Origin of the sequence: Nocardioides sp., from assembly GCF_050699375.1 — a bacterium.
Classification (GTDB): domain Bacteria; phylum Actinomycetota; class Actinomycetes; order Propionibacteriales; family Nocardioidaceae; genus Nocardioides.
The window spans coordinates 1-26329 of the sequence record NZ_JBOHDN010000215.1 but is presented as its reverse complement, the minus strand read 5'-3'; the positions used below and the strand labels follow the sequence as shown (position 1 = coordinate 26329).

At 69.2% G+C, this 26329-nt stretch carries 20 protein-coding genes; 10 read left to right on the top strand and 10 right to left on the bottom strand.

All coding sequences use genetic code 11. The annotated features are described in order from the left end of the window. Positions 1-30: 30 nt before the first annotated feature. Positions 31-2100: an NADPH-dependent 2,4-dienoyl-CoA reductase gene (locus ACRDPS_RS15930; protein ID WP_431502631.1), complete on the bottom strand. Its 2070-nt coding sequence runs from the start codon at positions 2098-2100 to the stop codon at positions 31-33. Between the two features lie 415 nt (positions 2101-2515). On the opposite strand from ACRDPS_RS15930, the gene ACRDPS_RS15925 reads away from it, so the two are divergent. The 3 genes from ACRDPS_RS15925 to ACRDPS_RS15915 all read left to right on the top strand — a co-directional run bounded on the left by ACRDPS_RS15925 (position 2516) and on the right by ACRDPS_RS15915 (position 4305). Beyond that, positions 2516-2776 (top strand): ABC transporter permease subunit, encoded by a 261-nt coding sequence (locus tag ACRDPS_RS15925; protein ID WP_431502630.1) that lies wholly within the window; start codon positions 2516-2518, stop codon positions 2774-2776. Positions 2777-2803: 27 nt separating this feature from the next. Next, a complete protein-coding gene (locus tag ACRDPS_RS15920; protein ID WP_431502639.1) occupies positions 2804-3304 on the top strand; it encodes an ATP-binding cassette domain-containing protein in 501 nt (166 codons plus the stop codon). Between the two features lie 212 nt (positions 3305-3516). Further along, positions 3517-4305: a hypothetical protein gene (locus ACRDPS_RS15915; RefSeq protein WP_431502629.1), complete on the top strand. Its 789-nt coding sequence runs from the start codon at positions 3517-3519 to the stop codon at positions 4303-4305. A gap of 140 nt (positions 4306-4445) precedes the next feature. On the opposite strand, the gene ACRDPS_RS15910 is transcribed toward ACRDPS_RS15915, so the two are convergent. From ACRDPS_RS15910 to ACRDPS_RS15900, 3 genes are all read right to left on the bottom strand, one after another. After that, positions 4446-5891: a glyceraldehyde-3-phosphate dehydrogenase gene (locus ACRDPS_RS15910; RefSeq protein WP_431502628.1), complete on the bottom strand. Its 1446-nt coding sequence runs from the start codon at positions 5889-5891 to the stop codon at positions 4446-4448. Between the two features lie 341 nt (positions 5892-6232). After that, complete coding sequence (locus ACRDPS_RS15905) at positions 6233-7873, bottom strand: protein kinase domain-containing protein (RefSeq protein ID WP_431502627.1); 1641 nt, start codon at positions 7871-7873, stop codon at positions 6233-6235. 64 nt (positions 7874-7937) lie between these two features. Then, complete coding sequence (locus ACRDPS_RS15900) at positions 7938-9836, bottom strand: serine/threonine-protein kinase (protein ID WP_431502626.1); 1899 nt, start codon at positions 9834-9836, stop codon at positions 7938-7940. Between the two features lie 94 nt (positions 9837-9930). Here ACRDPS_RS15900 and ACRDPS_RS15895 point away from each other — a divergent pair, with 94 nt between their 5' ends. Beyond that, positions 9931-11097 (top strand): CaiB/BaiF CoA transferase family protein, encoded by a 1167-nt coding sequence (locus ACRDPS_RS15895; protein ID WP_431502625.1) that lies wholly within the window; start codon positions 9931-9933, stop codon positions 11095-11097. 77 nt (positions 11098-11174) lie between these two features. Here the strand turns inward: ACRDPS_RS15895 and ACRDPS_RS15890 are convergent, their stop codons facing one another. Further along, on the bottom strand, positions 11175-11981 hold the full coding sequence (locus tag ACRDPS_RS15890) for a hypothetical protein (protein WP_431502624.1): 807 nt from the start codon (positions 11979-11981) through the stop codon (positions 11175-11177). 279 nt (positions 11982-12260) lie between these two features. On the opposite strand from ACRDPS_RS15890, the gene ACRDPS_RS15885 reads away from it, so the two are divergent. Continuing rightward, on the top strand, positions 12261-13775 hold the full coding sequence (locus ACRDPS_RS15885) for a flavin-containing monooxygenase (RefSeq protein ID WP_431502623.1): 1515 nt from the start codon (positions 12261-12263) through the stop codon (positions 13773-13775). Between the two features lie 72 nt (positions 13776-13847). After that, the gene (locus ACRDPS_RS15880) at positions 13848-14516 is read left to right on the top strand and encodes a TetR/AcrR family transcriptional regulator (RefSeq protein ID WP_431502622.1); all 669 of its coding nucleotides are present in this window, start codon (positions 13848-13850) and stop codon (positions 14514-14516) included. A gap of 21 nt (positions 14517-14537) precedes the next feature. Here the strand turns inward: ACRDPS_RS15880 and ACRDPS_RS15875 are convergent, their stop codons facing one another. Next, complete coding sequence (locus ACRDPS_RS15875) at positions 14538-15455, bottom strand: LysR family transcriptional regulator (protein WP_431502621.1); 918 nt, start codon at positions 15453-15455, stop codon at positions 14538-14540. Between the two features lie 126 nt (positions 15456-15581). On the opposite strand from ACRDPS_RS15875, the gene ACRDPS_RS15870 reads away from it, so the two are divergent. After that, a complete protein-coding gene (locus ACRDPS_RS15870) occupies positions 15582-18995 on the top strand; it encodes a bifunctional proline dehydrogenase/L-glutamate gamma-semialdehyde dehydrogenase (RefSeq protein ID WP_431502620.1) in 3414 nt (1137 codons plus the stop codon). 2 nt (positions 18996-18997) lie between these two features. Here the strand turns inward: ACRDPS_RS15870 and ACRDPS_RS15865 are convergent, their stop codons facing one another. Further along, positions 18998-19912, bottom strand: coding sequence for a DAPG hydrolase family protein (locus tag ACRDPS_RS15865; protein ID WP_431502619.1), 915 nt, complete (start codon positions 19910-19912; stop codon positions 18998-19000). A gap of 10 nt (positions 19913-19922) precedes the next feature. Beyond that, entirely contained in the window at positions 19923-20561 is a 639-nt protein-coding gene (locus ACRDPS_RS15860; RefSeq protein WP_431502618.1) for a TetR/AcrR family transcriptional regulator, read from the bottom strand. A gap of 141 nt (positions 20562-20702) precedes the next feature. Here ACRDPS_RS15860 and ACRDPS_RS15855 point away from each other — a divergent pair, with 141 nt between their 5' ends. Together ACRDPS_RS15855 and ACRDPS_RS15850 are read left to right on the top strand one after the other, a co-directional pair. Next, positions 20703-21569 carry an alpha/beta hydrolase gene (locus ACRDPS_RS15855; RefSeq protein ID WP_431502617.1) on the top strand — a complete coding sequence of 289 codons (867 nt, stop codon included), beginning with the start codon at positions 20703-20705 and terminating at the stop codon, positions 21567-21569. A 56-nt stretch (positions 21570-21625) separates the two neighbouring features. After that, positions 21626-22030 (top strand): DoxX family protein, encoded by a 405-nt coding sequence (locus tag ACRDPS_RS15850; protein ID WP_431502616.1) that lies wholly within the window; start codon positions 21626-21628, stop codon positions 22028-22030. A 168-nt stretch (positions 22031-22198) separates the two neighbouring features. On the opposite strand, the gene ACRDPS_RS15845 is transcribed toward ACRDPS_RS15850, so the two are convergent. Together ACRDPS_RS15845 and ACRDPS_RS15840 are read right to left on the bottom strand one after the other, a co-directional pair. Beyond that, a complete protein-coding gene (locus ACRDPS_RS15845) occupies positions 22199-23440 on the bottom strand; it encodes an IS110 family transposase (RefSeq protein ID WP_431502615.1) in 1242 nt (413 codons plus the stop codon). Between the two features lie 331 nt (positions 23441-23771). Next, positions 23772-25394: a Coagulation factor 5/8 type domain-containing protein gene (locus ACRDPS_RS15840; protein WP_431502614.1), complete on the bottom strand. Its 1623-nt coding sequence runs from the start codon at positions 25392-25394 to the stop codon at positions 23772-23774. Positions 25395-25509: 115 nt separating this feature from the next. On the opposite strand from ACRDPS_RS15840, the gene proC reads away from it, so the two are divergent. Further along, on the top strand, positions 25510-26310 hold the full coding sequence (gene proC / locus ACRDPS_RS15835; RefSeq protein WP_431502613.1) for a pyrroline-5-carboxylate reductase: 801 nt from the start codon (positions 25510-25512) through the stop codon (positions 26308-26310). Positions 26311-26329 lie beyond the last annotated feature (19 nt).

Here is a 26329-nt window from a genome sequence, read left to right as displayed (position 1 = left end):
TCTGAGGCTAGCGGGTCGTCGTCGGGCGGCTCACAGACCCGCAGCGACCTCGGTGCCCTGCTTGATCGCGCGCTTGGCGTCGAGCTCGGCGGCGACGTCGGCTCCGCCGATCAGGTGCCAGTTCTTGTATGAGCCCAGCTTGTATGAGCCCTGCTTGTTTGCGCCCTGCTTGTTTGCGCCGTGCTCGTCTGCATCGCCGTCGGGCCACAGGCCGCGTACGGAGTCCTGGCCGGCGCACAGGACGACGTGGTCGACCTCGAGCGCACGGGGCTCGCCGTCGACGGCGTAGTGGAGGGTGAGCGAGTCCTCGCCGGCCTCGATCTTGTCGTACGTAGCGCCTCGGACCTGCTTGACGCCGTCCTGCTTCAGGTGGGCGCGGTGGGCCCAGCCGGAGGTCTTGCCGAGGCCGATCCCGATCGGGGTGGTCTTGCGCTGCAGCAGGGTCACCTGGCGGGCGGGCGCCTCGAGAACCGGCGTGGTGAGTCCGCCGCGGAAGGTCGCCGGATCGCCGACGCCCCAGCGGGCCTTCCACTCGTCCATGGTCTCGGGCTGATGGGTCAGCCAGGCGGACACGTCGACGCCGATGCCGCCGGCGCCGATCACCGCCACCCGGCGGCCCGGGACCACCCGCCCGGCGAGCACGTCAGCGTACGTCACGACCCGGTCGTCCTCGGAGCCGGCGATCGACGGCACCCGCGGCGTGACGCCGGAGGCGACGATGACGTGGTCGAACGCCTCCAGGTCGGCGGTGGTGGCCTCGGCGTCGAGACGTACGTCGACGCCCAGCACCTCCAGCCGACGGGTGAAGTAGCGCAGCGTGTCCTTGAAGTCCTCCTTGCCAGGCACCGCCATCGCCAGGCGGAACTGGCCGCCGAGCTGCGGGGACTTCTCGAAGAGCGTCACCTCGAAGCCGCGCTCGGCGGCCGAGGTGGCGGCAGCGAGGCCGGCCGGGCCGGCGCCGACGACGGCCACGGTCTGCTTGACGCGCGTCGGGGAGAGCACCAGCGTCGTCTCGCGTGCCGCGCGCGGGTTGACCAGGCAGGACGCCGCCTTGTTGGCGAAGGCGTGGTCGAGGCAGGCCTGGTTGCAGGCGATGCAGGTGTTGATCTCGTCGGTGCGGCCCTCGGCGGTCTTCTTGGCGAACTCGGGGTCGGCCAGCAGCGGCCGGGCCATCGAGACCAGGTCGGCCTTGCCCTCGGCGATCGCCGACTCGGCGAGCTCGGGGGTGTTGATCCGGTTGGAGGCACAGACCGGGACGCTGACCTCGGCCTTGAGACGGGCGGTCATGTCCAGCCAGGCGCCGCGAGGGACCTGGGTGATGATCGTGGGCACGCGAGCCTCGTGCCACCCGATGCCGGTGTTGAGCACCGAGACGCCGGCGTCCTGGAGCGCGTAGGCGAGCTCGATCGTCTCCTCCCAGGTCTGGCCGTCCTCGACCAGGTCGAGGATCGAGAGCCGGAAGATGATCGGGAAGTCGTCACCGACCAGCTCGCGGGAGCGTCGCACGATCTCCACCGGGAACCGCATCCGGTTGGTCACGGTGCCGCCCCAGCGGTCCTCGCGCTGGTTGGTCCGCTCGGTGAGGAACTGGTTGATCAGGTAGCCCTCCGACCCCATGATCTCGACGGCGTCATACCCGGCCCGCTTGGCCAGCGCGACGCTCTTGGCGAAGTCTGAGACCGTCGCGTCGACGCCCTTGTCGGAGAGGGCAGAGGGCTTGAACGGGTTGATCGGCGCCTTCAGGGCAGAGGCGCTGACCGAGAACGGGGTATAGGCGTAGCGGCCCGCGTGCAGCACCTGCATCGCGATCGCGCCGCCCTCCTCGTGCACCGCGCCGGTCACCCGGCGGTGCTGGGCGGCGTGCAGCCGCGAGCTCATCTCGCTCGCGAACGGCTTGAGCCAGCCGCGCTTGTTGGGTGCGTATCCACCGGTGATGATCAGCCCGGTCCCGCCGCGTGCCCGCTCGGCGAAGTAGGCCGCCAGCTTCGGGATGTCCCACGCGTGGTCCTCGAGGCCGGTGTGCATCGACCCCATCACCACCCGGTTGCGCAGGGTGAGCGACCCGATCGTCAAGGGGGAGAGGAGGGATTCGTACGCCATGGGTTAATGCTACTCGCGAGTAATAAGACCCGGCTAGAGGGTCTCACCATTGCGATTCCGCACATGCGCATCGCCTTATTGTCGTTCTCGCCGCTCCGCTCGTCCTGGTCGGCGCCCTGACGGGCTGTGCGGGCGAGGCCGACAACAGTGGCTCTTCGATGTCGTCTCGGTGCCTGTGTTGAGGTGATGGGGCCGAGTCGTGCCGTGGAGGGGTCATCTCGACAAGCTCGATACAACGCTCGACAGGCTCGACCACCTGGTGCGCGGGAGCGGGAGAGGCAGGCCGTATGCCGGCGGGTGAGGCTGCAGCAGGTCGCGATCGCCACGGTGGTGACCGTCGTGGTGATGGTCGGGCTGGTGCTGCTGCTGGATCAACCATCCGGATCTTCCTGGTCGCCGAACCCTGCGTCTCATCTTGGGTGCCCTTGTCGCCATCGCCCGTCAGACGACCTCGCCGTGGCTGGCGCCGCTGCGGCTCCTGGCCACCGGCTACACCGACCTGGTCTTCCGTGCCGGCATCCTGGCCATTCACCCCATCCAGGTCGCCTCGGCCGAGGCGCTGGCCCTGACCCGGGCCCAGACGATGCGCTTCGTGGTCCTTCCGCAGGCCGTACGCCGCGTCGTAACGCCGCTCATGAACGACCTCGTCCCGCTGCAGACGACGTCGTCTGTTTGATCGCGCGTCGGGTCGGGGAAGTCGACCCTGCTGCGCTGCCTGAACCTGCTCGAGACCATCGATGACGGCGTCATCACCGTCGATGGCCGCGAGATCTCGGACCCGCTCGTCGACCCGTGCTCGGTCCGCCGGGAGGTCGGGATGGTCTTCCAGGCGTACAACCTCTTTCCGCATCTCTCCGTGCCGGACAACTGCACGCTGGCGCAGGTGCTTGTTCACGGGGTCGGTGCGGGGGAGGCCATGGATCGGGCCTACGAGCAGCTGACCCGGTTCGGGCCCGCCGACAAGGGGGACGCCCATCCCGATGCGCTCTCCGGCGGCCAGCAGCAGCGGGTGGCGCTGGTCCGGGCGATGTGCACCAGGCCGTGGCTGCTCCTCCTCGACGAGATCACCGCTGCCCTTGACCCCGAGCTGGTCGGTGAGGTGCTGGAGGAGGGGCCGCCGGACCAGCTCTTCGGCGACCCACAGCAGAGCGCACTCGCACGTTCCTTGCTCGCGTTCGCGGGTAACGGATCTCGGACTGCGTAACGGATCTCGGACGGCTGGTGTCAGACACCCCTCATCGGCCGCCTGCACAAGCCGAGGACAGTTTGTGAAACATTCACAAGTTGTCCTCGGCTTGTGCAGGCAAGGAGTCGGGGGGGGTCCGGCGAAGCGCGGACCAGAGTTATCCACAGGGTTTTCCACAGTTGATGGGTTACTGGTCGCAGGTACGCCACGGAGCGTCTTACGGTCCGCGCATGGGGTTCAACACACGCGAAGCAATCCGGCGGATCGGCGAGCACCAGGCGATCGCGCACGTCGAGGCGAACAGGGCGCTGAGCGCGGGTCTTGCCGGGCCGGGTCACCGGGTCGGCAGCGCCATCGTCTATGACGAGCGCGCCCTCGCCGACCTCCTCGCCCGGCCCCGGTGTCCGGACGCGACACTGGACCGGGTCAGACCCGTGATCGTCCGGCTCGGACGTGGGCGCGACATCCGCATCGACCAGCCTTGGGCGGAACAGGCAGAGATCGTCCGGCGGAACTGGTATCTGCCGTTCTTCCCGAGCCTGATGCTCGACAGGTGGGGGTGTCTGGAGGACGGGAGGTTCCCTCTGGTGGCCACCGTTGCGAGCTGGGTGGTCTTCGGCGCAGAGGTCACCGGGCACTCCTACGACCAGACCGCACCTCGACGGACGCGCAACCGGCGTACGCCACCACGAACCTTCGAGGTCGAGCCGCCGGGAGCCTGGTTCGAGGCGATCCAGCGCACCTGGCTACCTCTGGAACACGGACCCGCGGTCACGATCTGGGGCGCGCCGACCAGCACCTTGCGAGACGTCGACTGGCTCAGGGCAGACGTCGAGGAACAGAAGCAGCGCCTCGAGGATGAGCGCCGAGCGCGATCAGCACCGGTCCTGCGCGAGATCATGCAGGTCGGCCTGACCAACGCAGATGACATCCTTCGCGCCTGGGACCGCCAAAACCAGGCTGGCCAAAATCAGGCCACCCCGCCTCCTCCCGAAGCCGGGAGAGGCGGGGCCGCCTAGGTGGTCGAGCTGTCGCGATGGCCGACCTTGTCGCGGTGGTCGAGCTGTCGCGGTGGTCGACCTTGTTGCGGTGGTCGACGTTTGTTGCGGTGGTCGAGTTTGTTGCGGTGGTCGAGCTTGTCGAGACCACCGAAAAGAAATCAGACCGCCGGCGCCGGGAACGTCGGGTACTCGACGCCGGAGATCGACTGCACGGTGCGTACGACCTGGCAGGAGTAGCCGAACTCGTTGTCGTACCAGACATAGAGGATGGCGGAGTCGCCGTCGACGATGGTCGCGTTGCCGTCGATGATCGAGGCCGCGCGCGAGCCGATGAAGTCGGAGGAGACGGCGTCGCGGGCGGTGGTGAAGTCCACCTGGCGACGCAGGTCGCCAGTGAGGGAGGCCTCGCGGAGATACTCCACGACCTCGTCCTTGTTGGTCTCACCCTTGAGCGAGAGCGACAGGATCGCGATCGAGACGTCCGGGGTGGGGACGCGGATCGAGTTGCCGGTGATCTTCGCCTTCAGGTCGGGGAGCGCCTTGGCGACGGCGGAGGCGGCGCCGGTCTCGGTGAGCACCAGGTTGAGCGGCGCGGAGCGGCCGCGGCGGTCGGCCTTGTGGTAGTTGTCCAGCAGGTTCTGGTCGTTGGTGAACGAGTGCACCGTCTCGACGTGACCGCGCACGATGCCGAAGCGGTCCTCCATCAGCTTCAGCGGCGGCACGATCGCGTTGGTCGTGCAGGAGGCGCAGGAGATGATCTGCTCCTCGCCCGTCAGCGACTGGTGGTTGACGCCGTGGACGATGTTGGGGACGTCGCCCTTGCCCGGCGCGGTCAGCAGCACCTTCTTGATCCCGGGGCGCAGGTGCTTCGAGAGGCCCTCACGATCACGCCACCTGCCGGTGTTGTCGATGAGGATGGCGTCGTTGATGCCGTACGCCGTGTAGTCGACCGAGGCGGGGTCGTCGGAGTAGATGAACTGGATCGGGTTGCCGTTGGCGACGATCACGCCGTTCTTCTCGTCCACCGTGATCGTGCCGGCGAACTGGCCGTGGATCGAGTCGCGGCGCAGCAGCGAAGCGCGCTTGACGAGGTCGTCCTCGCCCCCGCGGCGGATGACGACGGCCTTGAGGCGGAGGCCGTGGCGGGAGCCGGCCTTCTCGACGAGGAGGCGGGCGACGAGCCGCCCGATGCGGCCGAAACCGTAGAGGACGACGTCCTGGCCGCCGTTGCGCTCGAGCTTGTTGGCGCCCGTGGCGCCGGCCAGCTTCTCGGCGACGAACTCATCGGCTGAGAGGCCGCGGTCGTCCTCGGCGTACTGGACGGCGAGCAGACCCAGGTCGACCTTCGACGGGCCCAGATCGAGCTTGGCGACGGCCTGAAGCAGCGGGAACGTCTCGATGACCGAGAGCTCCTCGCCCTCGATCTGGCGGGCGAAGCGGTGCGCCTTGAGGATCGAGATGTCGGACTTGCTCACCAGCGAGCGGCTGTGGACCAGGATGGTGACATCCTTCTCGCGGTAGAGCTTGCCGATGATCGGGATCATCGTCTCCGCGAGCTCCTCGCGGTGCTGCCAGTCGTTGAAGGTCTCGTCGGTGTTGCTCACAGCTCAACTTTCGGTTGCTTGGGAAGGCTCGCCCTGATCGGGCGAGCGGCACACTCCACCAGGCTTGATTATCGGCATCCGCAGACCCCAGGCCACCTTGATCGATCCAACGTCCGGAACCGTGTGATCTGGCTCTCGAAAACGGCTCCGGGACGGCGTTGATCCCCAAGGCCATGTCTCCCAAATCCACGCCCGCTACGCGACGTTTCGCATCCGATCTGGCTGCGTTGGGCGCCGCTCGACAGCCAACCAGGATGCCATCGCAGCGCCGCCTTGCCAGATCGGCCCGAAACGCCGCTCGCGGCCGCCGTGTCTTTGGGAGACATGGCCAGCGGACGCGTCTACTCCGACGCCGAAGGCGTCTCTGACGGAACGGTCGGCTCCTCGGTCGGCTCGACCGTCTCCGACTCCGTCGGCTCGGCGGTGGGCGTCTCGTCAGTAGGTGTCTCGACCGGCTCGCTGACCGCGTCGGTGGAGGCCGAGGCGGTTGCACTCGAGAAGCCCTCGGCCGAGCCGGTCATGGTCACACTGATCGAGTAGCCGGCGTCCTCGTCCCGGATCTTGTAGCCGCACGGTCCATCGAGGACCTCGGTCCCACCGCGGGACCAGACGCAGTAGCTGTCGGTCGGCATCGGGTCCCAGCCGACGGCGCTCGCGACCAGCGAGCCGCCGGGCGCCGCGTCGCCGCTGACCGTGACGCTGCCGGGGACGATCTCCTCGGTGGTCTCGGACTCCTCGGCCGGCTCCTCGGTCACGCCGGGCTCCGGGATCGCGGTCGCCGAGGCGTCGGTCGACGGCTTCGCTGCACCGCTGCTCTCGCCCGCGGTCGGCTTCGCCGACGGGGAGGCCTCCTCGCCCGAGGGTGTGTCGTCCAGACCGGGGACGAGCCCCGGGTTGGACGCGACGGCCACGCCGGCGGAGAGCAGCACCACTGCCGCCGCGACCACCGCGATCAGCTTCCCGCGACGCCCGAGTCGTGCCGGCTGCGGAGTCTGCGCGGGCTGGGAGGCGGCGACGGAGCCGGTGTCCGGTGCGGGGACCGGCATCGCCACAGGAGGCACCGGCAGGTCCGCGGTGCCGGTCCCCGGCAGCGTACGGATCGTGGTCTCTTCCTCCTCGGTGGCCGGGGCCGGCAGCAGCGACCAGTCACCGTTGGTGGCCAGGATGTCCGCGGCGGACGGCCGCGCGCTCGGCGCCTCGGCCAGGCACGCGGCGACCAGCGGCCGCAGGTAGTCCGGGCAGAAGCTCAGGTTGGCCGACTCGCCCTTGAGGAGATGCCCCATCGAGCCGATCTCGCCGGTGAACGGCCAGCGGCCGGTGGCGGCGACGAAGGCGACCAGGCCCAGCGCCCAGATGTCGACGGCGCTGGAGAACGTGCCGGTCTGGACCTGCTCCGGCGCCTGGTAGCCGTAGGTGCCGACGGCCTTCCCGGCCTGGGTCAGCGCGGTGCCGTCGACGGCGCGGGCGATGCCGAGGTCGATCAGACACGGGTCGGTGTCGCCGTAGAGGATGTTGCCCGGCTTGATGTCGCGGTGGACCAGGCCGACGTCGTGCACCGCGGCGAGCGCCTCGGCGACTCCGGCCACCAGCTGACGTACGTCGATCTCGGTCAGGCGCCGGCCGGATCCGACCAGCTGGCTGAGCGGCGGGTCGGCGATGTACTCGCTCGCCATCCAGGGGTGCTCCGCCTCGGCGTCGGCGGCGAGGACGTCCGCGGTGAAACGGCTCCGGACCTTCTTGGCCGCCTCGATCTCCCGCTCGAACCGGGCGCGGAACCCGGGGTCGGAGGTCAGCTCGGGAAGGATCGCCTTCACCGCTGCCCGGGTGCCTTCGTCGTCCTCGCCCAGATAGACGACGCCCATGCCGCCATGGCCGAGGCGGCCGCTGAGGGCGTACGGACCCATCTCGCGAGGGTCGTTCGGGGTCAGTGCGCCGGGCTGAGCCGGGCCGGGCTGGGGGGATGTGGGGATGTCCCGAGACAACGTTTCTCTCCTGTGCAGGTGTGCGTCGGAGCGTATCGGACGACGCCCGGATCTGGTGGGACGGTCACGCCGCCCGCACCGGTCCCCGGACGTTGCTCGAACGCGCTTGGCTCTTGTAACCGGTCTTGATGCCGTGCATCGTGCAGTAGATCTTGCGGCCCTTGGCGGCCTTGGGCACCGTCGCCGACGACCGCGGCGTGGCCTTCTCCCGAGTGCCGCCGAACTGCACAGGACCGCTGGCGGTGCGGCGGTAGAACTTGATCCGGTACGTCACCCCCGACTGCCCCGTCGTGGAGCAGGTCACCGACTTGCCCACCCGAGCGGTTCCCGAGAGGCTCGGGGCCGGCATGTCGAGCCAGGGCTTGGTCACGGTCGAGGTGTACGCCGAGGACCTGTCGGCCGGCTGATAGCCGCTCGCCCGGCCGGTGAGCGTCGCCTTGATCCGGTGGTCGACGTCGCGGCTCTGGACCGTGTAGGCGCAGGAACCATCGGTGCTGAGCCGACTGTTGTCGCGATACCAGACACAGGTCGCGTTCGTCGGTGCCGGACTCCAGCCGGAGGCCGACGCGGTCAGGCGGCTGCCGTACTTCGCCCTGCCGGAGACGGTGACGGTGCCGACGTCGAAGGTCTTGGGGCCCGAGGAGGGCTTGGCGGTCGAGGGCGGGCCGGTGGAGGAGCCGTCGGTCTTCTCCTCGCCGGGACCCGCGGAGGTGCCGTGCTTGCCGCCGGGCGAACCCGAGGCGTCCGGGGCGGCGATCACCTCGCCGGACCCGCTCTCTCCGGGCGACGGGCTCGCCGACGAGCCGGCCGAGCCGCCACCGGACGCCGCCGGGTCCAGCGCGGTGCCCGAGCCGGGGCCACGGGTGATCGCGAAGACGACCCCGACGGAGGCCAGGACCGCGATCGCCGCCACGGCGGCGGCCATGACCTTGAAACGGCGGGTGCCCTTCGGGTCGTCGGTCTCCGAGCGGGTCGGGGCCTGGGGTGCCTGGGGCGCCTGCTCGGATGCGGCCGCAGGGCTCTGCTCGGGTTCGGCAGCGGGGGCCGTCGGACCTTCCTCGCCCGTGTCGAACGGCGCCGAACGTACCTCGGTGTCGGCCTCCAAGGAGACGAGCGACCCCAGCCGGTCCCAGTTGCCGTCGGCAGTCACGATGTCCGCGGCGGCGGGCCGTGCCGCGGGGTCGAGGGCAAGACATGCCTGGACCAGCGGACGCAGGTAGTCGGGGCAGAGCGCGAGGTCGGGCTCCTTGCCGTCGAGCAGGTGGCCCATGCTGCCGATCTCGCCCTCGTACGGCCACTTGCCGGTCGCGCACACGAACGCGACCAGTCCCAGGCCCCAGATGTCGACCGCGCTGGAGAAGGTGCCGGTGCGGAGCTGCTCGGGAGCCTGGTAGCCGACGGTGCCCACGTTGCGGCCGGTCTGGGTGAGCGCGGTGTCGTCGACGGATCTCGCGATGCCCATGTCGATCACGCACGGGTCGCCGGTGCCGTACAGGATGTTCCCGGGCTTGATGTCTCGGTGGACGAGACCGGCGGCATGGATGGCCCGCAGAGCTCGGGCGGTGCCGTCCACCACCTTGCGTACGTCCACCTCCGGCAGCGCCGCATGCGGGCCGACCCTGCGGTTGAGGGGCGGGTCGGGAACGTACTCGGTCGCCAGCCAGGGCTGATCGGCCTCCGCGTCGGCGGCCAGCAGGCGGGCGGTGAACCGGCTGCGTACGCGCATCGCCGACTCGATCTCCCGGGCGAACCGGCGGCGGAACGACTGGTCCGCGGCCAGCTCGGGAAGGATCACCTTCACCGCGACCAGCGTGCCGTCGGCGGACCTGCCGAGGTAGACGACGCCCATCCCGCCCCGGCCCAGACGCCCGCTGAGCGCGTAGGGACCCACCTCGCGCGGATCTTCGGGGAGGAGTGGTTGCTCGCCGGGCTGCGGCTGCGGCGCGTTGGCGTCGCGGGACATCGGCTCGCCTCCCTCGACGGACCAGTCTGAGTACGGACCAGTCCGAGTATTGCAAGACTGCCGTACCGTAACCGATTCTGGGAGGATCGCCGCCATGAGTGAACCGACAGTGACGTTGGGCCAGGGCACCGGACCCCTTCGCGGGGTCAAGGTCGTCGAGCTGGCCGGAATCGGTCCGGGACCGCATGCCTGCACCTTGCTGGCCGACATGGGCGCGGACGTGATCCGGGTCGATCGGCCGGGTGGAAATGTGCTCGGTGGAGGTGCCGGGGACCTGCTTGCCCGGGGCCGCCCGAGCGTCGCTATGGACCTCAAGAACCCCGACGCCGTCGCGACGGTCCTGAGCCTGGTGGAGACCGCCGACGTGCTCATCGAGGGGCTGCGTCCGGGGGTCACCGACCGTCTCGGCCTGGGGCCGAGCACCTGCCTGGAGCGCAACCCGCGCCTCGTCTACGGCCGGATGACCGGCTGGGGCCAGGAGGGCCCGCTGGCCCAGTCCGCGGGGCACGACCTCACCTACATCGCCACCACCGGCGTGCTCAACGGGCTCGGCCAGGACGCTGAGCGCCCACACTTCCCGATCAACCTCCTCGGCGACTTCGGCGGCGGGTCGACCTACCTGGTGATGGGCATCCTCGCCGCGCTCGTCGAGGCCAAGACGACGGGCCGGGGACAGGTCGTCGATGCCGCGATCGTGGACGGCACCGCCCACCTCGCCACGATGATCTCCGGGATGCTCGCCTCCGGTGCCTGGCACGAGCAGCGCCAGAGCAACCTGCTCGACGGGGCGATGCCGTTCTACGGGCTCTACGACACCTCCGACGGTCGCCAGGTCGCGGTCGGCGCGCTGGAAGGAAAGTTCTTCGCCGAGCTGGTCACCCGGCTCGGGCTCGACGGGGTCTGCCCGGGGCAGTACGAGATGGAGCGCTACGACGAGATGCGCACCCTCTTCGCCAAGACCTTCGCCACCAAGACGATGGCCGACTGGGCCGAGATCTTCGAGGGCACCGATGCCTGCGTCGCCCCCGTCCTCACCCCCTCCGAGGCAGCCCAGCACCCGCACCTCCAGGCCAGGAAGACGTACGTCACCCACAACGGCGTCACGCAGCCGGCTCCCGCTCCGCGGTTCAGCCGCACGATCTCCACCCTGGGCGCGGCCCCGTCGGCCAGCGCCGGTCAGCACACCCGCGAGGCCCTCGCCGCGTGGGGCGTCACCGACGTCGACGCCCTGATCGAGAACGGCGCCGCGGTCCAGGACTGAGCTCCGACCACTGGAAAAGGAACGGAGCGGCGTACGGATCGAATCCGTACGCCGCGCCGTTCTATGACGCAGTGAGCTCAGTCGTTGCGGACCAGAGCGGCAGCGCGGCGACGCAGGACCACGAGGAGCGCGGCGCCGGCGGCGGCAGCACCGGCGAGCATGGCCAGCAGCGGCCACATCGCGGGCACGGGCGAGTCGCTCTCGCCGGCGAGACCGGCGTCGATGTTGGTCGGGACCGCGGAGTCGTCCTCGGCGACCGGGGCCGCGGACGGGGTCTCCTCGGCGGGCTCGGGCTCGTCGGCGACCGGGGTGGCCTCAGTCGGCTCCTCGGTGGGCTCCTCGACCGGGGCGGACTCCGACGGGGTCGGGGTGGGCTCCTCGGTGGGCTCCTCGGTCTCGCAGTTCTGGAACCAGAAGACCTTGGTCTTGGTGTCGTTGCCCTTGCTGCGCGGCGTGTGGATGGTGACCTTCACGTGGAAGCCCTGCTTGGGGTGCGCGAGGCCGGTCGAGGAGAGCGTGTAGGCCTGGCGGGCGTCGAAGCCGTCCTCGGTGCCGGCGCCGGAGGCAGCGTCCGCGCCGACATTGACCTCGGCCGGGCCCTCGACAGAGAGCTCACCGGTCAGGGTCGGTGCGTGCAGCTCGAAGTTGATCTTCGAGATGACGTCCTCGCCCTCGTCGAAGCCGTACCACTCCACGTCGAGCGTGCAACCGACGTGGGGCTCGTTGTTGGGGATGTCGTCGATGTTGCCGTGCTTGATGATCTTGACGGTGCCGTTGTTGCCGGCCGGGTCGCCTTGGTCGCCGGTGGCGAACGCCGGGGCTGTCGCGAGACCGGCAAGGGCGACGCCGGCGAGAACCGCGCCGGCGCGTACGAAACTGAACACTCGTAAACCTTTCGAAGACTGTCGACCGCAAGATGCGATCCGTACGCAGCCTCAGCCATCGAAGGCGAAGGGTGAAGACCCTGAGTCGCCGTGGACGCGTGCCGCCCCCACGGCTGCCGACCGCAGCGTAGTGACCTCGCGGACAAGCGCGGAAGAGGGACGCGCCGATGTTGCCGAGCCGTGCATCCGCGGTGGGGATCTGCCGTGCCTTCGGGCGTGCTTGCAAAAGTTAGTGGGACAGGGTGTCGCAATCAGGTGATTTCCCGCTACCCTGGCCATATGCATGTCGACGTACTGATCATCGGTGCCGGCGTCTCCGGCATCGGCGCCGCCGCCCAGCTTCGCGAGCGCCTGCCAGGCAAGACGCTTGCGATCCTCGAGCAGCGCGAGGCGAGCGGAGGCACCTGGGACCTGTTCCGCTACCCCGGGATCCGGTCCGACTCCGACATGTTCACCTTCGCCTTCAAGTGGCGACCGTGGCAGAGCTCCCAGGCGCTCGCGGACGGCCACCAGATCCGCGACTACCTGCGCCGCACGGCGAAGGACTACGGCATCGACAAGCTGGTCCGCTACGGCCACAAGGTCGACGGCGCCACCTGGAGCACCGAGGACAAGCAGTGGACGGTGGCCGTCGAGACCCCCGACGGCCCGGCAGAGATCACGACGGGCTTCCTGTGGAACTGCACGGGCTACTACGACTACGAGAACGGCTACCAGCCGGAGTTCGCCGGTCTCGATGAGTACGAGGGCACTTTCGTCCACCCCCAGCACTGGCCCGACAAGCTCGACTACGCGGGCAAGAAGGTCGTCATCATCGGCTCCGGCGCGACCGCCGTCACCCTCCTGCCCAACCTGGCCGGCGAGGGCAGCGACAGGGCCGAGAAGGTGACGATGCTTCAGCGCACCCCGACGTACATCCTCTCCCGCCCGGGCCAGGACGCGATCGCCTCGCTGCTGAAGTCGGCGCCGTTCAGGCTGCTCGGCAGGCTGCCGTTCAAGCGCGTGCGCGAGAAGGCCGGCCACGAAGCGGTCCGCTGGGAGAACATCGGCCTCACCGTCGGCACCTACCTGCTGGCCCGCAAGGCGCCGAACGTCGTCAAGAAGGTGATCCGCGACCAGTGGATCAACGGGCTCAGCGCCCGCGGCAACAGGCCGGGCATGACCAAGGCCGAGGCGACGGCGTACGTCGACAAGCACTTCAACCCGCCCTACGACCCGTGGGACCAGCGCATCTGCTTCGTCCCCGACGGCGACATGATCAAGTCGATCCGCGAGGGGTACGCCGCGGTGGTGACCGACCGGATCAAGACCTTCGTGCCGAAGGGCATCGAGCTCGAGTCCGGCGAGACGCTCGAGGCCGACGTGGTCATCTCGGCCACGGGCCTCAACCTCAGGCTCTTCGGCGGCATCGAGTATCAGGTCGACGGCGAGCCGATCCGTCTCCCGGAGCAGATGGCGTACAAGGGCCTGATGATCAGCGGGATACCCAACTTCGCCTACACGATCGGCTACACCAACGCCTCGTGGACGCTCAAGGCCGACCTGGTCACCGACTACGTCATCCGGCTGCTCGACTTCATGGGAGAGAACGGCTACGACGTCGCGGGGGTCACCAGGGACCCGAGCGTCGAGGAGCGGCCGTTCATGGACCTGACCTCCGGCTACATCCAGCGCTCGCTGGACGTCATGCCGAAGGCCGGCGACCGGGCACCGTGGACCGCGAAGCAGAACTACATCGTCGACATGAGGGCGCTGGGCGCACCGGTCGCCGACGGCGTCATCCGCTTCGCCTGACCAGACCACGTGATTACTGCGACAGCCGTTCCGTGCCGTGCGTGAAGTACGTGGGACTACGATGGTCCCACCATGGATGGCAGGGCAATCCGCTGGAAGCGGCACAACAACGACCGACGCAAACGCATCGTTGATGCTGCCATCGGCCTGATCGAGACCGAAGGCGCCAACGTCAGTCTGCAGTCGATCGGTCAGGCCGCCGGGCTCTCCCGCTCGGTGGTCTACCGTCACTTCGCCGACCGCCGCGAGCTCGACCTCGCCATCCAGGCCGACATCCTCGACGGCCTGTGGGCCAAGCTCTTCCCGGCGATGGAGCTGACCGGCTCGATCCGGCAGATCATCTCCCGCACCGTCGGGGCGTACGTCAACTGGGCTCTCGAGCATCCGCTCCTGCACCAGGTGGCCGACGTCGACACCGCGCCCAACGGCAGCGGCCCGCTGCAGCAGGGCATCGACCGGATCGCGGAGCGGATCAAGGAGCTGATCCTGGCCGCCTTCGAGCTCGCCGGCGTGGAGGTCTCCGAGATCGACAAGAAGGCGGTCGACCCGCTCATCTACGGCGTGATCGGGATGGTCTTCGGTGCCGTACGTCGCTGGGTCCATCTCGGCGAGCGGATCCCCGACGCCGAGCACCTGACCGACGTCGTCACCGAGGCGGTGCTGGCGATGATCGACACCCGCACGGTGGCGTACGGGCTCGCGATCGACCACGACCAGCCCCTGGAAGAGCTCTTCGGCTGACGCGACGCTCCTCGGCCCTGGTCAGCCGGGCAGCATCAGGTCCGGTGGAACTACGCGGGCCAGTGCCGAGCGGCAGGCGATGATGCCCGGGGAGTCAGCGATGGCGGTGCGGGTGGCGGTGAAGACCGTGCGCCGCGGTGACCCCGGCAGGTCGACGAGCCGCACCGTCGTCCGGTGGCGTACGCGCATGAGATCGGAGAGCAGAGCGACGGCGTTGCCGGACTCCACCAGGGCGACGTGCGCCTCGACGTCATCGGTCTCGTAGCGGACCTCCGGCTCGAACCCGGCACGGCGGCACTGTTCCTCGATCCAGTGTCGCGATGCCGTGCCCGGCGGCTCCATCGCCCACGGGACGCGGCCGGCGTTCTCGAGGGAGCTGATGCCGTCCCAGGGTTCGCCGGAGCCGTCGGGCGGGACCGCGAGCCTGAGCCGGTCGGTGGTGAGCGGCTCCCGGTCGACGCCGTCGAAGTGCGGCGCGCCGTGGTCGGGGTAGTGCTCGGCGACCACGAGGTCGAGCTCGCGCTGGGTGAGGTCGTGGAGGGCATGCTCGGGCGCGCGCTGGGACAGCATGACCCGCAGTCGTGGATGACGCCGGGTCAGGTCGGCGAGTGCCTGCGGCATGTAGGCGAGTGCCACGGACTGGAAGACGGCGATCCGCACCGTGCCCGCGGTCTCGTCGCCGAGCGCGGTGACCGCGGCCTCGGCCGCCTCGAGCCGGGCCAGGATCTCGGTCGTGTGCTCGACGAGCACCTCGGCCGCGGCGGTGAGCTGCACCCGTCGGCCGGCCTTGCGCAGCAGTGGCACCCCGACCTCCTTCTCGAGCTGGCCGAGCTGCTGGGAGACCGAGGAGGGACTCTGGTGGAGCGCCTCGGCGACCTCGGCCAGGGTCCCGCGCTCGGCGAGCTCGGCGAGCAGTCGGAGGCGGCGTACGTCGAGCATCGAGACCTTCCTGTCGAACGGAGTCCTGCCGGCTGGACGGACTCCTGAAACGTTCAGTTCTGCTTATCAATAATCCCCAATAAACATCGCTGTACCTTACGCGATCCTCGTCGCATACTCGACAGCATGACCACCTCTGACGCGCCCATCGCCGAGGTAGACGACCTCGTCCGCAGCTGGCTGGAGACGGCTTCGACCATGCCGGCCGATCCTGCCGCCCAGCGCCTCGCCGACGTACTCAAGGACCCTGCCGGGCTCGACTTCACCGTCGGCTTCGTCGACCGGGTGATCCGGCCCGAGGATCCGCGTGCCGCCGCGGCCGCACTCCGGGATCTCGCCCGCAACACCCCCGGATTCCTGCCCGTGCACCTGCGTCTCGGCCTCAAGCTGGGCGCGCTGGTCTCGGCGATCGCGCCGGGCTTCGTCATCCCCGTCGTACGCCGTGCGCTGCGCGAGATGGTCGGTCATCTGCTCATCGATGCGAGCGACCGCAAGCTCGGCCGGGCCGTCGAGAAGCTCCGGAACCGCGGCGTGAACCTGAACATCAACCTCCTCGGTGAGGCGGTGCTGGGGCAGAAGGAGGCCGACCGACGCCTGGCCGGGATCCGCAAGCTGCTCGAGCGTGACGACGTCGACTACGTCTCGGTGAAGGTCTCCTCGCCGGTCGCGCCGCACTCGGTCTGGGCCTACGACGAGGCGGTCTCGCACGTCGTCGAGCGACTGCTCCCGCTCTACCGCTACGCGGCGAACTCGTCCGCGGCCGGGACGAAGAAGTTCATCAACCTGGACATGGAGGAGTATCGCGACCTCGACATGACCATCGACGTCTTCACCCGGCTCCTCGACCGTCCCGAGCTGGCCGACCTGGAGGCCGGGATCGTCCTGCAGGCCTACCTGCCCGACGCGATGGCCGCGATGATCCGGCTGCAGGAGTGGTCGGCTGCTCGCCGTACGCGTGGGGGCGCGGCGATCAAGGTGCGCCTGGTCAAGGGCGCCAACCTGCCGATGGAGCAGGTCGAGGCGTCGCTGCACGGGTGGCCGCTCGCGACCTGGTCGACCAAGCAGGACTCCGACACCAACTACAAGCGGGTCCTCTCCTGGGCGCTGACGCCCGAGCGGATGGCCAACGTGCGGGTCGGGGTCGCCGGGCACAACCTCTTCGACGTGGCGTATGCCTGGATTCTGGCTGGTCAGCGCGGGGTTCGCGACTCGGTCGAGTTCGAGATGCTGCTCGGGATGGCCGAGGGCCAGGCCGAGGCGGTGCGGCAGACCGTCGGTGGCCTGCTGCTCTACGTGCCGGTCGTGCACCCGAAGGACTTCGACGTCGCGATCGCCTATCTCGTGCGTCGTCTGGAAGAGGGCGCCAGCACCGAGAACTTCATGTCGGCGGTCTTCGACCTCAACTCCTCCGCAGCGCTCTTCGAGCGCGAGAAGACCCGGTTCGTACGCTCGTTGGCGGCTGTCGACGAGTCCGTCCCGGCGCCGAACAGGGCCCAGGACCGGCGTGAGGCCGTTGCCGATGAGGTGCGCGTCGAGTTCGACAACACCGCCGACACCGACCCGCACCTGCCGGGCAACCGGGAGTGGGGCCGGACCATCATCGAGCGGGTGGGCTCCTCGACGCTGGGCGACCAGCTCGTCGCCGACCACACGCTGACCTCGGTGGAGGCCGTCGAGTCGGTGCTCGAAGGCGCTGTCGGCGCACAGGCCGACTGGGCTGGTAAGTCCGGCGCGGAGCGGGGCGCCGTGCTGCGCGCCGCCGCGGTCGAGGTCGAGCGGCGCCGGGCCGAGTGGCTCGAGGTGGCCGCGAGCGAGTGCGGCAAGACGCTCGACCAGGGCGACCCCGAGGTCTCCGAGGCGATCGACTTCCTCAACTACTACGCGAGCCTGGCCGAGGAGCTCGACGCCGTCGACGGTGCCCGTCACCTGCCGGTGCGGCTCACGCTGGTCACCCCGCCGTGGAACTTCCCGCTGGCCATCCCGACCGGCGGCGTGGCCGCGTCTCTCGCGGCCGGCTCCGCCGTCGTGATCAAGCCGGCTCCGCAGGCACGGCGCTGCGGCTCGGTGCTCGTCGAGACGCTGTGGGCCGCGGGGGTGCCGAAGGAGGTGCTGCGCCTGGTGCACGTACCGGAGAACGAGGTCGGCCGTGCTCTGATCGCCTCGCCACTGGTCGACCGGCTGGTGCTGACCGGTGCCTTCGACACCGCCGAGCTGTTCCGTTCGTTCCGCCCCGACCTGCCGCTGCTGGCCGAGACCTCCGGCAAGAACTCGCTCGTCGTGACGCCCGACGCCGACCTGGACCTGGCGGTCAAGGACCTCGTCTACTCCGCCTTCGGGCACGCCGGGCAGAAGTGCTCCGCGGCGTCGCTGGGCATCCTGGTGGGTTCGGTCGCCTCCTCGCGGCGCTTCCGTGACCAGCTGGTCGATGCGGTCACCTCGCTGAAGGTCGGCTACCCGACCGACCCGACCGTGCAGGTCGGACCGGTCATCGAGCCCGCCTCCGGCAAGCTGCTCGACGCGCTGACCACGCTCGCGCCGGGCGAGGAGTGGCTGGTCGAGCCGCGCCGGCTCGACGACACCGGCAAACTCTGGTCGCCGGGCGTGAAGACCGGCGTCGAGCGCGGCTCCGAGTTCCACCTGACCGAATACTTCGGCCCGGTCCTCGGCCTGATCTCGGCCTCCTCGCTGGACGAGGCGATCGAGATCCAGAACCAGGTCGACTACGGCCTCACCGCCGGCATCCACAGCCTCGACCGCGGCGAGATCTCGCAGTGGCTCGCCTCCGTCGAGGCCGGCAACGCCTACGTCAACCGCGGCATCACCGGTGCCATCGTCCGTCGACAGCCCTTCGGTGGCTGGAAGAAGTCGGCGGTGGGCGCCGGGACGAAGGCCGGCGGCCCCAACTACCTGGTCGGCCTCAGCGACTGGGTCTCGGCTCCCGCCACCGAGCTCGCGGCGCCGTCTCCTGCCGTCCGGTCGATCGTCGACTGGGCCGGGAGGCTCCAGCTGGACGAGGTCGAGACGCTCGAGCGTGGCGCCGGATCGGACGCCGCCGCCTGGGCGCGCGAGTTCGGCGTGGACCGGGACGTCTCGGACCTGTCCGCCGAGATCAACGTGCTGCGCTACTCCCCGGTGCCGGTGACGATCCGCTACGAAGCCGGGCCGGTCGCTCACCTGCTGCGTGTCCTCGCCGCCGGCGTCGCTGCCGGGGCTCCGGTGACCGTCTCGGTCGCCACAGCGCTCGACGATGAGACCGCCTCGCTGGTCCGCGCGACCGGTGCGACCTACGTGGTCGAGGACGAAGCTGCGTGGAGCGCCACGCTCTCCGGCAACGGTGCGCCTGGCCGCGTACGTCTGCTCGGAGGGTCACGCGAGGCCTTCGCCGAGGCGAGCCGGGGCCGGGTCGACGTGGCCCTCTACGCCCAGCCCGTCGTCGAGGCCGGTCGGATCGAGCTGCTCACCTTCCTGCGTGAGCAGGCTACCTCGATCACCGCCCACCGCTTCGGCTCCCCGACCCCGCTGGTGGACAACCTCTTCTAGGGTCACGGCGTGCCGTTGAACTCCTCGTAGAGGTCGGGGAGGAAGGCGGCGAGGTGGTTCATCTCGGCGGCGCAGTGAAAGGTCATGTCGTAACCGATGTTGGCTCCCATCACCTTGGAGATCACATGCGGAAGCACGGTGTCGCCGATCATGTGCGAGGCCTTGCCGCTCAGGAGCGGGGCACCCTTGCCGGGCACCGAGTGAGCCGGCAGATCGAGCATCTGGGAATCGTTGAGGAAGAAGCGACTGCGCATCTCGCAGCCGTGCTCGGTGGGGCGGATCTGGTGGATGAGCCAGCCCATGGCCACGGGGTACTGGCTGAGGCCGACGCGGGCGCAGATGACCGTGCCGCCCGGGGCAGGCTCGTCGAATCCGAGCCGGGTGGGTTCGAAGAACCGGATGGCGAGGCGCTGCATGGTGCCGCCGACGTACTCGTCGGCGTACGAGACGTTGTCGATGTAGCGCTGGCGGTCGGTGAGAGTGCGGTCGACGCTACGGTTCTCGCCGACGGCCGTGAACTGGTGGGCGTCGGGATACCAGAGCTTGTAGCGGGCGCTCTCGCAGGAGTGCCAGCCGAACCACCAGTCCCACATCTCCGCGGTCACGCTCGGCATATCAGTCAGGACCCCGATCATGTAGCCGCCGGGGACGCGGGTCCAGCCGGTCTCCATCTTGTGGTAGCCGGGGCGGGACATGATCCGGGCGGCGTCCTGGATGCCGTAGGCGTACTCGGTCGGGGCCATGCCGCCGATCAGCGTCTCGCGAACATGGTCCTGGATCGGCAGGGTGTCGGTGCGGAAGTACTTGGCGTACGGCTTGGCCTCGTCGCTCGCGGCATAGCCCAGGTAGCGGGGTTCGGCGGAGTAGGTCCCGGGCATCGGGGCGCGGTCGGCGGCGGTTGGCGCGTAGTCGATCATGGCGACTCCTTCAGGTAGTGGGCAAGAGGTACGTCTGGCAGAGCGTGATGAGCTCCTGAAGCTGCACGTCTTCAGGGATCGGATAGTGCTGTCCGGCGCCGGGTCCGAAGATGACCTGCCACATCACGGTGCTGTACACCAAGCGGAAGGCCGTGGGTGCCGCCACGTCCGGGTTGGGGCAGGTGAGCTGGTCGGCGCGGTCGAGTATCAGCGAGGTGAAGAGCTCCTCCGCGCGGGCGCTGGTCGCGTTGCCGCGCTTCCGTAGGGAGGGGTCCGCAGCGGCCCGCAGGAGCAGCGGCCCCATCACCGCGCCGTGCCGAACCACCTGCAGGGTGAGTGCGTGCACCGCGTCCGCCACCAGCTGCGCCGGTGGGATGTCGGGGCGTTCAGTGAGCTGCGCGAAGGTCTCGCGCAGGTCCGTGTCTACCTCGTCCAGTACGTCGTGCTGGACCGCGTGGACCAGGCCATCCTTGTCGGTGAACCGGTCGTAGACCGAGCCGACCGACACTCCGCCTGCCGCGGCGACCCGTGCCACGGCCAGGTTCTCCCAGCCGCCATCGGCCAGTTCCTGCCTCGCCGCGTCGAGGATCTTGCGTTCCGTGATCCGGCTGCGCTCCTGCTGTGCCGGACGTCGTCCAGGTGACGTCATCTGTTCCTCCGCAATCGTGCCCGTTGTCTTCGACCAATTTCGAGCATAACACGAACCTGAGTTCAGGTTCGGGTTATGCTCGCTGGCAGCTCGACCGACGAGCCCCTCGGCCCATGGGGCCGATACACACGGGAGCACGCGATGACCATGACCACGGTGACCTTCGACTCCGACGGCGTGAAGCTGGCCGGCGATCTCTACCTGCCCGACACCACGACCGGCCCCGTGCCGGCGGTGGCGATGGCACCCGGCTTCGGCGGGGTCAAGGAGATGCTCATGCCCGCCTACTCTTCCTCCTTGGCAGAGGCCGGCATCGCCGTTCTGACCTTCGACTACGCGAACTTCGGCGGCAGCGAAGGCGAACCGCGCCAGCACATGGATCTCGACGCCCAGCAGCGCGCCTACCGTCACGCCCTGGACCATCTCGCCGCACGCGACGGCATCGACGCCACCCGCCTCGGCGTCTTCGGCACCAGCATGTCCGGTGGCCATGCCCTGGCGCTGGCCGCCGGCGACCCCCGGGTGCGATCGACCGTCGTCCTCATCCCCTTCACCGGCCTGGACGTCGCTGCCCAGCCCGCGGAGCTCATGGCCGCGGTGGAGGACGCCGCCAAGAGCATGGCCGCCGGGGCGGAGCCGCAGATGATCGCCAGCACCGGCAAGCCGGGCGACGTCGCGGTGATGACGAGCGACGGCGCCTGGGAATGGATGGAGCAGATGACCGCCGACGCCCCCAGCTATCGCAACGAGGTCACCCTCGCCTCGCTGTGGAACCTTGCCAGGTATCGTCCCACCGAGAACCTTTCGACTATCAGCACGCGGGTGCACGCCGTGCTCGCCGCGGCCGACGCCATCACCCCGGCGGCGGCCGCCCGCCAAGCGCTCAGTCCCATCAGGCTTCTCGACGTGGTCGAGATCCCGGAGACCCACTTCGAGCTCTTCGTCGAACACCTGCAGGAGACCATCGACCTCACCACCGGCTGGTTCACCACCGATCTACGCGCCTGACCTGCCCGATCGAGGCCAACTCATCGATCTCGTGCGCGTTCTCCTACAGTGGGGCGATGACCTCGATCGCTCGAACCGCCGCGCGCCTGCTGCTGGGCGTGGCGATGGTGGGCGCCGGGGTGGCGCACCTGAGCACCCAGCGAGAAGAGTTCCGCGCGCAGGTGCCCGACTGGTTCCCCGTTGACGAGGATCTGACGGTGCTCGGATCGGGTGTCGTCGAGATCGGACTCGGGCTGGCCTTCGTCGCGCTGCCGAACAAGAAGCGGCTCATCGGAGGGCTGCTCGCCGCGTTCTTCGTGGCTGTCTTCCCCGGCAACATCGCGCAATACGTCGAAGGCGTCGACGCGTTCGGACTGGACACCGACAGCAAGCGGTTGATCCGGCTGTTCTTCCAGCCCGTGCTCATCCTCTGGGCGCTGTTCGGCGGCGGCTGGATGAGGCGTCCGAAAGACGACGGCTGATCTCACCAGCCTCATGGCCGGATACGGCTCATCTGAGGTCGAGTCGGCTCGTTCTGACACAGATCGACGCCGAGTCGGCTCGTCATAACGAGCCGACTGGTACGTAGATAGACCCAGTCACGGTCCTCTCAGCTGGCTGGTACGTAGATAGACCCAGTCACGGTCCTCTCAGCTGGCTTGTGGGAGTTCGGTGAGGGTGACGCCGAAGCCGAGTGTTTCGAGTTGTCGGATGGCTCGGTTCTTGATGTAGGTGGGACGCCGCCGGGCGTAGTGGTCGGGGCCCAACTCGTGGTAGAGCTCGCCGGTATGGGCCATGTGCCACATCGCGGTGAGCATCGCGCGCTGGGTCGCGACCATGGCCCGCATCGGGCCACGGCGGACGGCGATGCGTCGGTAGCGGGCAGCAAGGTAGGTGGTGTTGGCCCGGGTCACGGCCATCGCGGCGATGCCCATCGCGGCTTTGAGGTGTCGATCTCCGGGTCTGGCCCGGGCGGGTTTGGTGCGTCCGGCGGACTGGTTCTTGCCCGGGGCGACACCGGCCCAGGAGCAGAACTGTTCCGGGGTCGGGAACACCGACAAGTCGCCACCGGTCTCGGCCAGGACGACCTCGGCCACGGTGGTGCTGATCCCGGGGATGGTGGTGATCAGGTCGAGGAAGGTACGAAACGGCTCGACCATCACCTCGATCCGCTCCTCGAGCTGGTCGATGGCCCGGTCGAGCTCGTCGATCATGGCCAGGTGCGTCCGGGCCAGGAAGGCATGGTGGTCGTTGAACCGGCCGATCAACGCCTCCTGCAACTGTGGGATCTTGGCCCGCAGCCGGGTCTTGGCCATCTCCGCGAGCACCTTCGGGTCGCGCTGACCGGCGATCAGCGCCTCGATCATCTCCCGGGTCGAGACCGTCAGCGTCTGGGAGGCCACCGAGGAGATCTTGATCCCGGCATCCTCCAACAGCTTCTCCAGTCGGGTGATCGCACGGGCCCGGTCGCGGGTCAACGCGGCCCGGGTCCGGGTCAGGTCCCGCAGTTCCCGGATCGGTGGGGGCGGCACGAACGAGGCCCGGACCAGGCCGTGCGCGGCCAGATCGGCCAACCAGCGGGCATCGGAGACATCACTCTTACGCCCCGGCATCGCCTTGACCTGGGCCGCGTTGGCCAACACCAGCTCGAACCCGGCATCCTCGAGCAGGTAGTAGAACGGCTTCCAGTAGTCACCGGTCGCCTCCATCACCACCCGCGTGACCTGCTGAGCGATCAGATGCTCACGCAACTCCATGATCTGACGCGTCATCGCACCCCAGGTCGTGACCCTCTCCTGGACACCACCATCCGGCTGGGCCAGCCGCACACACACCTTCGCGTCCCTCTTCGACACATCCAGCGCGGCACACCGCGCGTGCACCACATCCATACCCGCCACCCCGTTTCGGTGTTCTCCCTGGTCAAGCCCCGGGAACCACTCTCGGGGCCAGGCGTCCGTCGCGGGGAGGATGCGAAGATCAGAAGTCTGGTACACGTGCTCAAAGGCAACAATCCACGGTCCCGCGGCAGTCCTCCACGAACCAGGCTCGACGTCAGGATCAACGTCACTACAGTCGGTCGGCCTGTGACCACGACGGACAACACCATCGTGACCCGGTTCCCGGTCACAGCGCTACCGGAACCGAGCCACGATCTTCAAACTCCACAGTCACCGAAGGTGCCCTCCGGCTCGGCGCTGGTTCTGGTCAGGACGAGCCGGCTCAGTCGGCGGCGGCCTGGGCCCCCGCCCACGTACGCAGGTAGGACTCGGGGCCGCGGACGATGTCGTCGATGACGTCCTGACCGCCGGTGAGGCGTAGGTCCTCGAGGTAGTCGGGGATCATCCCGTAGTGGGCGACGCCGTCGGTGTTGTAGTCCCAGATCCGTTGGCCGGTGACCTGACGGTCGATCACCGAGTCACCGATGATGCTCTGGAACGGGTAGCTGACCTGCGTCTTCGCCGGTCCGGGCGTGCCGCCGAAGCCGTTCATGTCGAAGCCGAACCCGATGCCCGCGCCGTGGCGGTCACGGATCGGCGCGGTGCGGGCGTACTCCGCCAGGAACTGGTCGGTGCTGTGGCCGTAGATCGTCGAGAAGCCGCCGAGCGCGTAGAGCCGGTCGAGGTAGCGCTCGTCCATCCAGGAGTGGCTGGCCAGCACACCGGGGTAGTCGGCCTCCTCGAGGATGTCGAGGGCCCGGTCGGCGGCCTTGGCGCTCATGTGGTCGACCTCGACCATCATTCCCCGCTTGATCAGCCCCTTGAGGGCGTACTCGCCCAGGCCGGAGAGGCCGTAGGGGTTGCAGACGGTGCCCTCGGGATAGATCGGCGGCTGCGGCAGCCAGTCGAGCTCGTCGGGCCGGTCGACCAGCCGTGGGTTGTTGTCGTGCGGTTGGTCGGGATCGCAGGCTTTCGGCGTCCAGAACGTCCCCGTCGTGAGGAACTGCCCGGCGTTGATCAGCAGCCCGGTGGCACCCTCGTCGTAGCGGACCCCGCACAGCGCGTTGTCGAACTTGTGACACAGGAATATCGACGAGACCCCGAGCGACTTCAGCTCGTCGAGCCCCGCATCGATGTTGGCACGGGTGCACGAGGGCAGCCGCAGCTTCTGGGAGCAGCCGAACGGCTCGGAGGTCTCCACGCCGAGCACCACGGCCAGCTTGCCGTCCTCGATCACCTCGCGCGCCTGCCCCGCGTCGGTGACGATCCGGTACCAGCCCTTCCCCTCGCCGCCGTACTGCTCGTCGATGAAGGCCTGGGTGTCGTACGCATCCTGGGCCTGTCTCCGCACCGCGGTCATCTCGTCGCAGGACTGGTGGGTTCCCGGGTTGATCGCGCACAGCGCCTTGTTGCTGGTCAGCTGCACGACCAGCGTCCGCTGGCCGGCTCGCCAAGCACGCTCGACCCAGCGGTAGTACATCTGCTGGTGGGTCAGCGAGTCGTAGGCGGGCCAGTCGGCGAACGACGGCCAGCCGGTGGTGTCGTGGAAGCCGAACGGGCTGCCCGAGCGGGTGAGGTTCTCCAGCAGCGCGGTCTCCCCGGCGATCCCGTGGGAGGGGCAGTCCTTGAGCGCGTCCGCGATCCCCGCGGACGACCAGGCCTTTCCGCACACCGCCGCCCCGCCGATCCCGTCCTGCATGAACATGTGGCTGTGGGCGTCGATCACCCCTTGCACCGTGCCGTCCGGAGCGGTGCCTTTGAACGGCTCGCCCGTCACATTGACCTCGGACTCCGGCGATGGCAGCCGGGGCGCCGGATCCTCCGCCTCGGCAGGTGCTGGACCCACCATCGCGACCGTCGCCGCGAGGGCGACCACAGCAAGCAGGGACGTACGTCTGAAGCGCATGTGGCCTCCCGGTGACCAGCGGCATCTTACGGGTGTGGGTATCGAAACCTAGCAGTTGCTTGGGTCGCGTGGGGGCTGATTCGTGCAGGTCGTCCGCTCTGACAGACTGGCCAGCATGACCATCGCGATCATCGGTGCAGGCAACATGGGCGGGGCGGTCCTCGCCGGTCTTCTCGCGGCGGGCCACGCCCCTGAGTCCGTCGTCGTCGTGGAGGCGCGCGAGGAGCAGGCGGCGGCGCTCCGCGAGAAGCACGGCATCCGCACGCTCCCCGCCACCGACGCCGTGGCCGAGGCCGACGTGGTGGTGCTGGGCGTGAAACCGTACGGCGTGGTGCCCGTGCTGCAGTCGATCGCGGGCTCGCTGCGGGTGGGCACCACGGTGGTCTCGCTGGCCGCCGGCGTCCCGACCTCCGCGATGGAGCCGGCCGTCCCCGATGGCGTCTCGGTCGTGCGGGTCATGCCCAACACGCCGGCCCTGGTCGGCGAAGGCATGTCCGCCGTGGCTGGCGGTGCCAAGGCGACGCCGGAGGCGGTCGCGACCGCGGCCGATCTGATGGGCGCGGTCGGCAAGGTGGTCACCGTGCCCGAGTCGCAGATCGACGCGGTCACCGCGATCAGCGGCTCCGGCCCGGCGTACGTCTTCCTGGTCGCCGAGGCCTGGATCGAAGCAGGCGTCCACCTGGGTCTGACCAGGGACGACGCGACCACCCTCGTCATCCAGACCCTGGCCGGCTCCGCCGAGCTGCTCAAGAGCGGCACGCATCCGGCGCTCCTTCGCGAGCAGGTAACCAGCCCGGGCGGCACGACCGCCGCCGCACTGGGAGCCCTAGAGCAAAACGGCCTGCGAGCAGCCTTCCTCGATGCCACCCGCGCCGCCTACCTTGTAGCCCGCGGTGTGCTGCCAGAGGTGCGGTAGAGCGCACTCCGGGCAGCAC

Excerpts from the sequence above, each read along its gene's own strand:
- ACRDPS_RS15870 (WP_431502620.1), top strand. The coding sequence starts at position 15,582 with ATGACCACCTCTGACGCGCCCATCGCCGAGGTAGACGACCTCGTCCGC.
- ACRDPS_RS15855 (WP_431502617.1), top strand. The coding sequence starts at position 20,703 with ATGACCATGACCACGGTGACCTTCGACTCCGACGGCGTGAAGCTGGCC.
- ACRDPS_RS15895 (WP_431502625.1), top strand. The coding sequence starts at position 9,931 with ATGAGTGAACCGACAGTGACGTTGGGCCAGGGCACCGGACCCCTTCGC.
- ACRDPS_RS15930 (WP_431502631.1), bottom strand. The coding sequence starts at position 2,100 with ATGGCGTACGAATCCCTCCTCTCCCCCTTGACGATCGGGTCGCTCACC.
- ACRDPS_RS15880 (WP_431502622.1), top strand. The coding sequence starts at position 13,848 with ATGGATGGCAGGGCAATCCGCTGGAAGCGGCACAACAACGACCGACGC.
- ACRDPS_RS15845 (WP_431502615.1), bottom strand. The coding sequence starts at position 23,440 with ATGGATGTGGTGCACGCGCGGTGTGCCGCGCTGGATGTGTCGAAGAGG.
- ACRDPS_RS15865 (WP_431502619.1), bottom strand. The coding sequence starts at position 19,912 with ATGATCGACTACGCGCCAACCGCCGCCGACCGCGCCCCGATGCCCGGG.
- ACRDPS_RS15875 (WP_431502621.1), bottom strand. The coding sequence starts at position 15,455 with ATGCTCGACGTACGCCGCCTCCGACTGCTCGCCGAGCTCGCCGAGCGC.
- ACRDPS_RS15915 (WP_431502629.1), top strand. The coding sequence starts at position 3,517 with ATGGGGTTCAACACACGCGAAGCAATCCGGCGGATCGGCGAGCACCAG.
- ACRDPS_RS15885 (WP_431502623.1), top strand. The coding sequence starts at position 12,261 with ATGCATGTCGACGTACTGATCATCGGTGCCGGCGTCTCCGGCATCGGC.
- ACRDPS_RS15840 (WP_431502614.1), bottom strand. The coding sequence starts at position 25,394 with ATGCGCTTCAGACGTACGTCCCTGCTTGCTGTGGTCGCCCTCGCGGCG.
- proC (WP_431502613.1), top strand. The coding sequence starts at position 25,510 with ATGACCATCGCGATCATCGGTGCAGGCAACATGGGCGGGGCGGTCCTC.
- ACRDPS_RS15850 (WP_431502616.1), top strand. The coding sequence starts at position 21,626 with ATGACCTCGATCGCTCGAACCGCCGCGCGCCTGCTGCTGGGCGTGGCG.
- ACRDPS_RS15860 (WP_431502618.1), bottom strand. The coding sequence starts at position 20,561 with ATGACGTCACCTGGACGACGTCCGGCACAGCAGGAGCGCAGCCGGATC.
- ACRDPS_RS15900 (WP_431502626.1), bottom strand. The coding sequence starts at position 9,836 with ATGTCCCGCGACGCCAACGCGCCGCAGCCGCAGCCCGGCGAGCAACCA.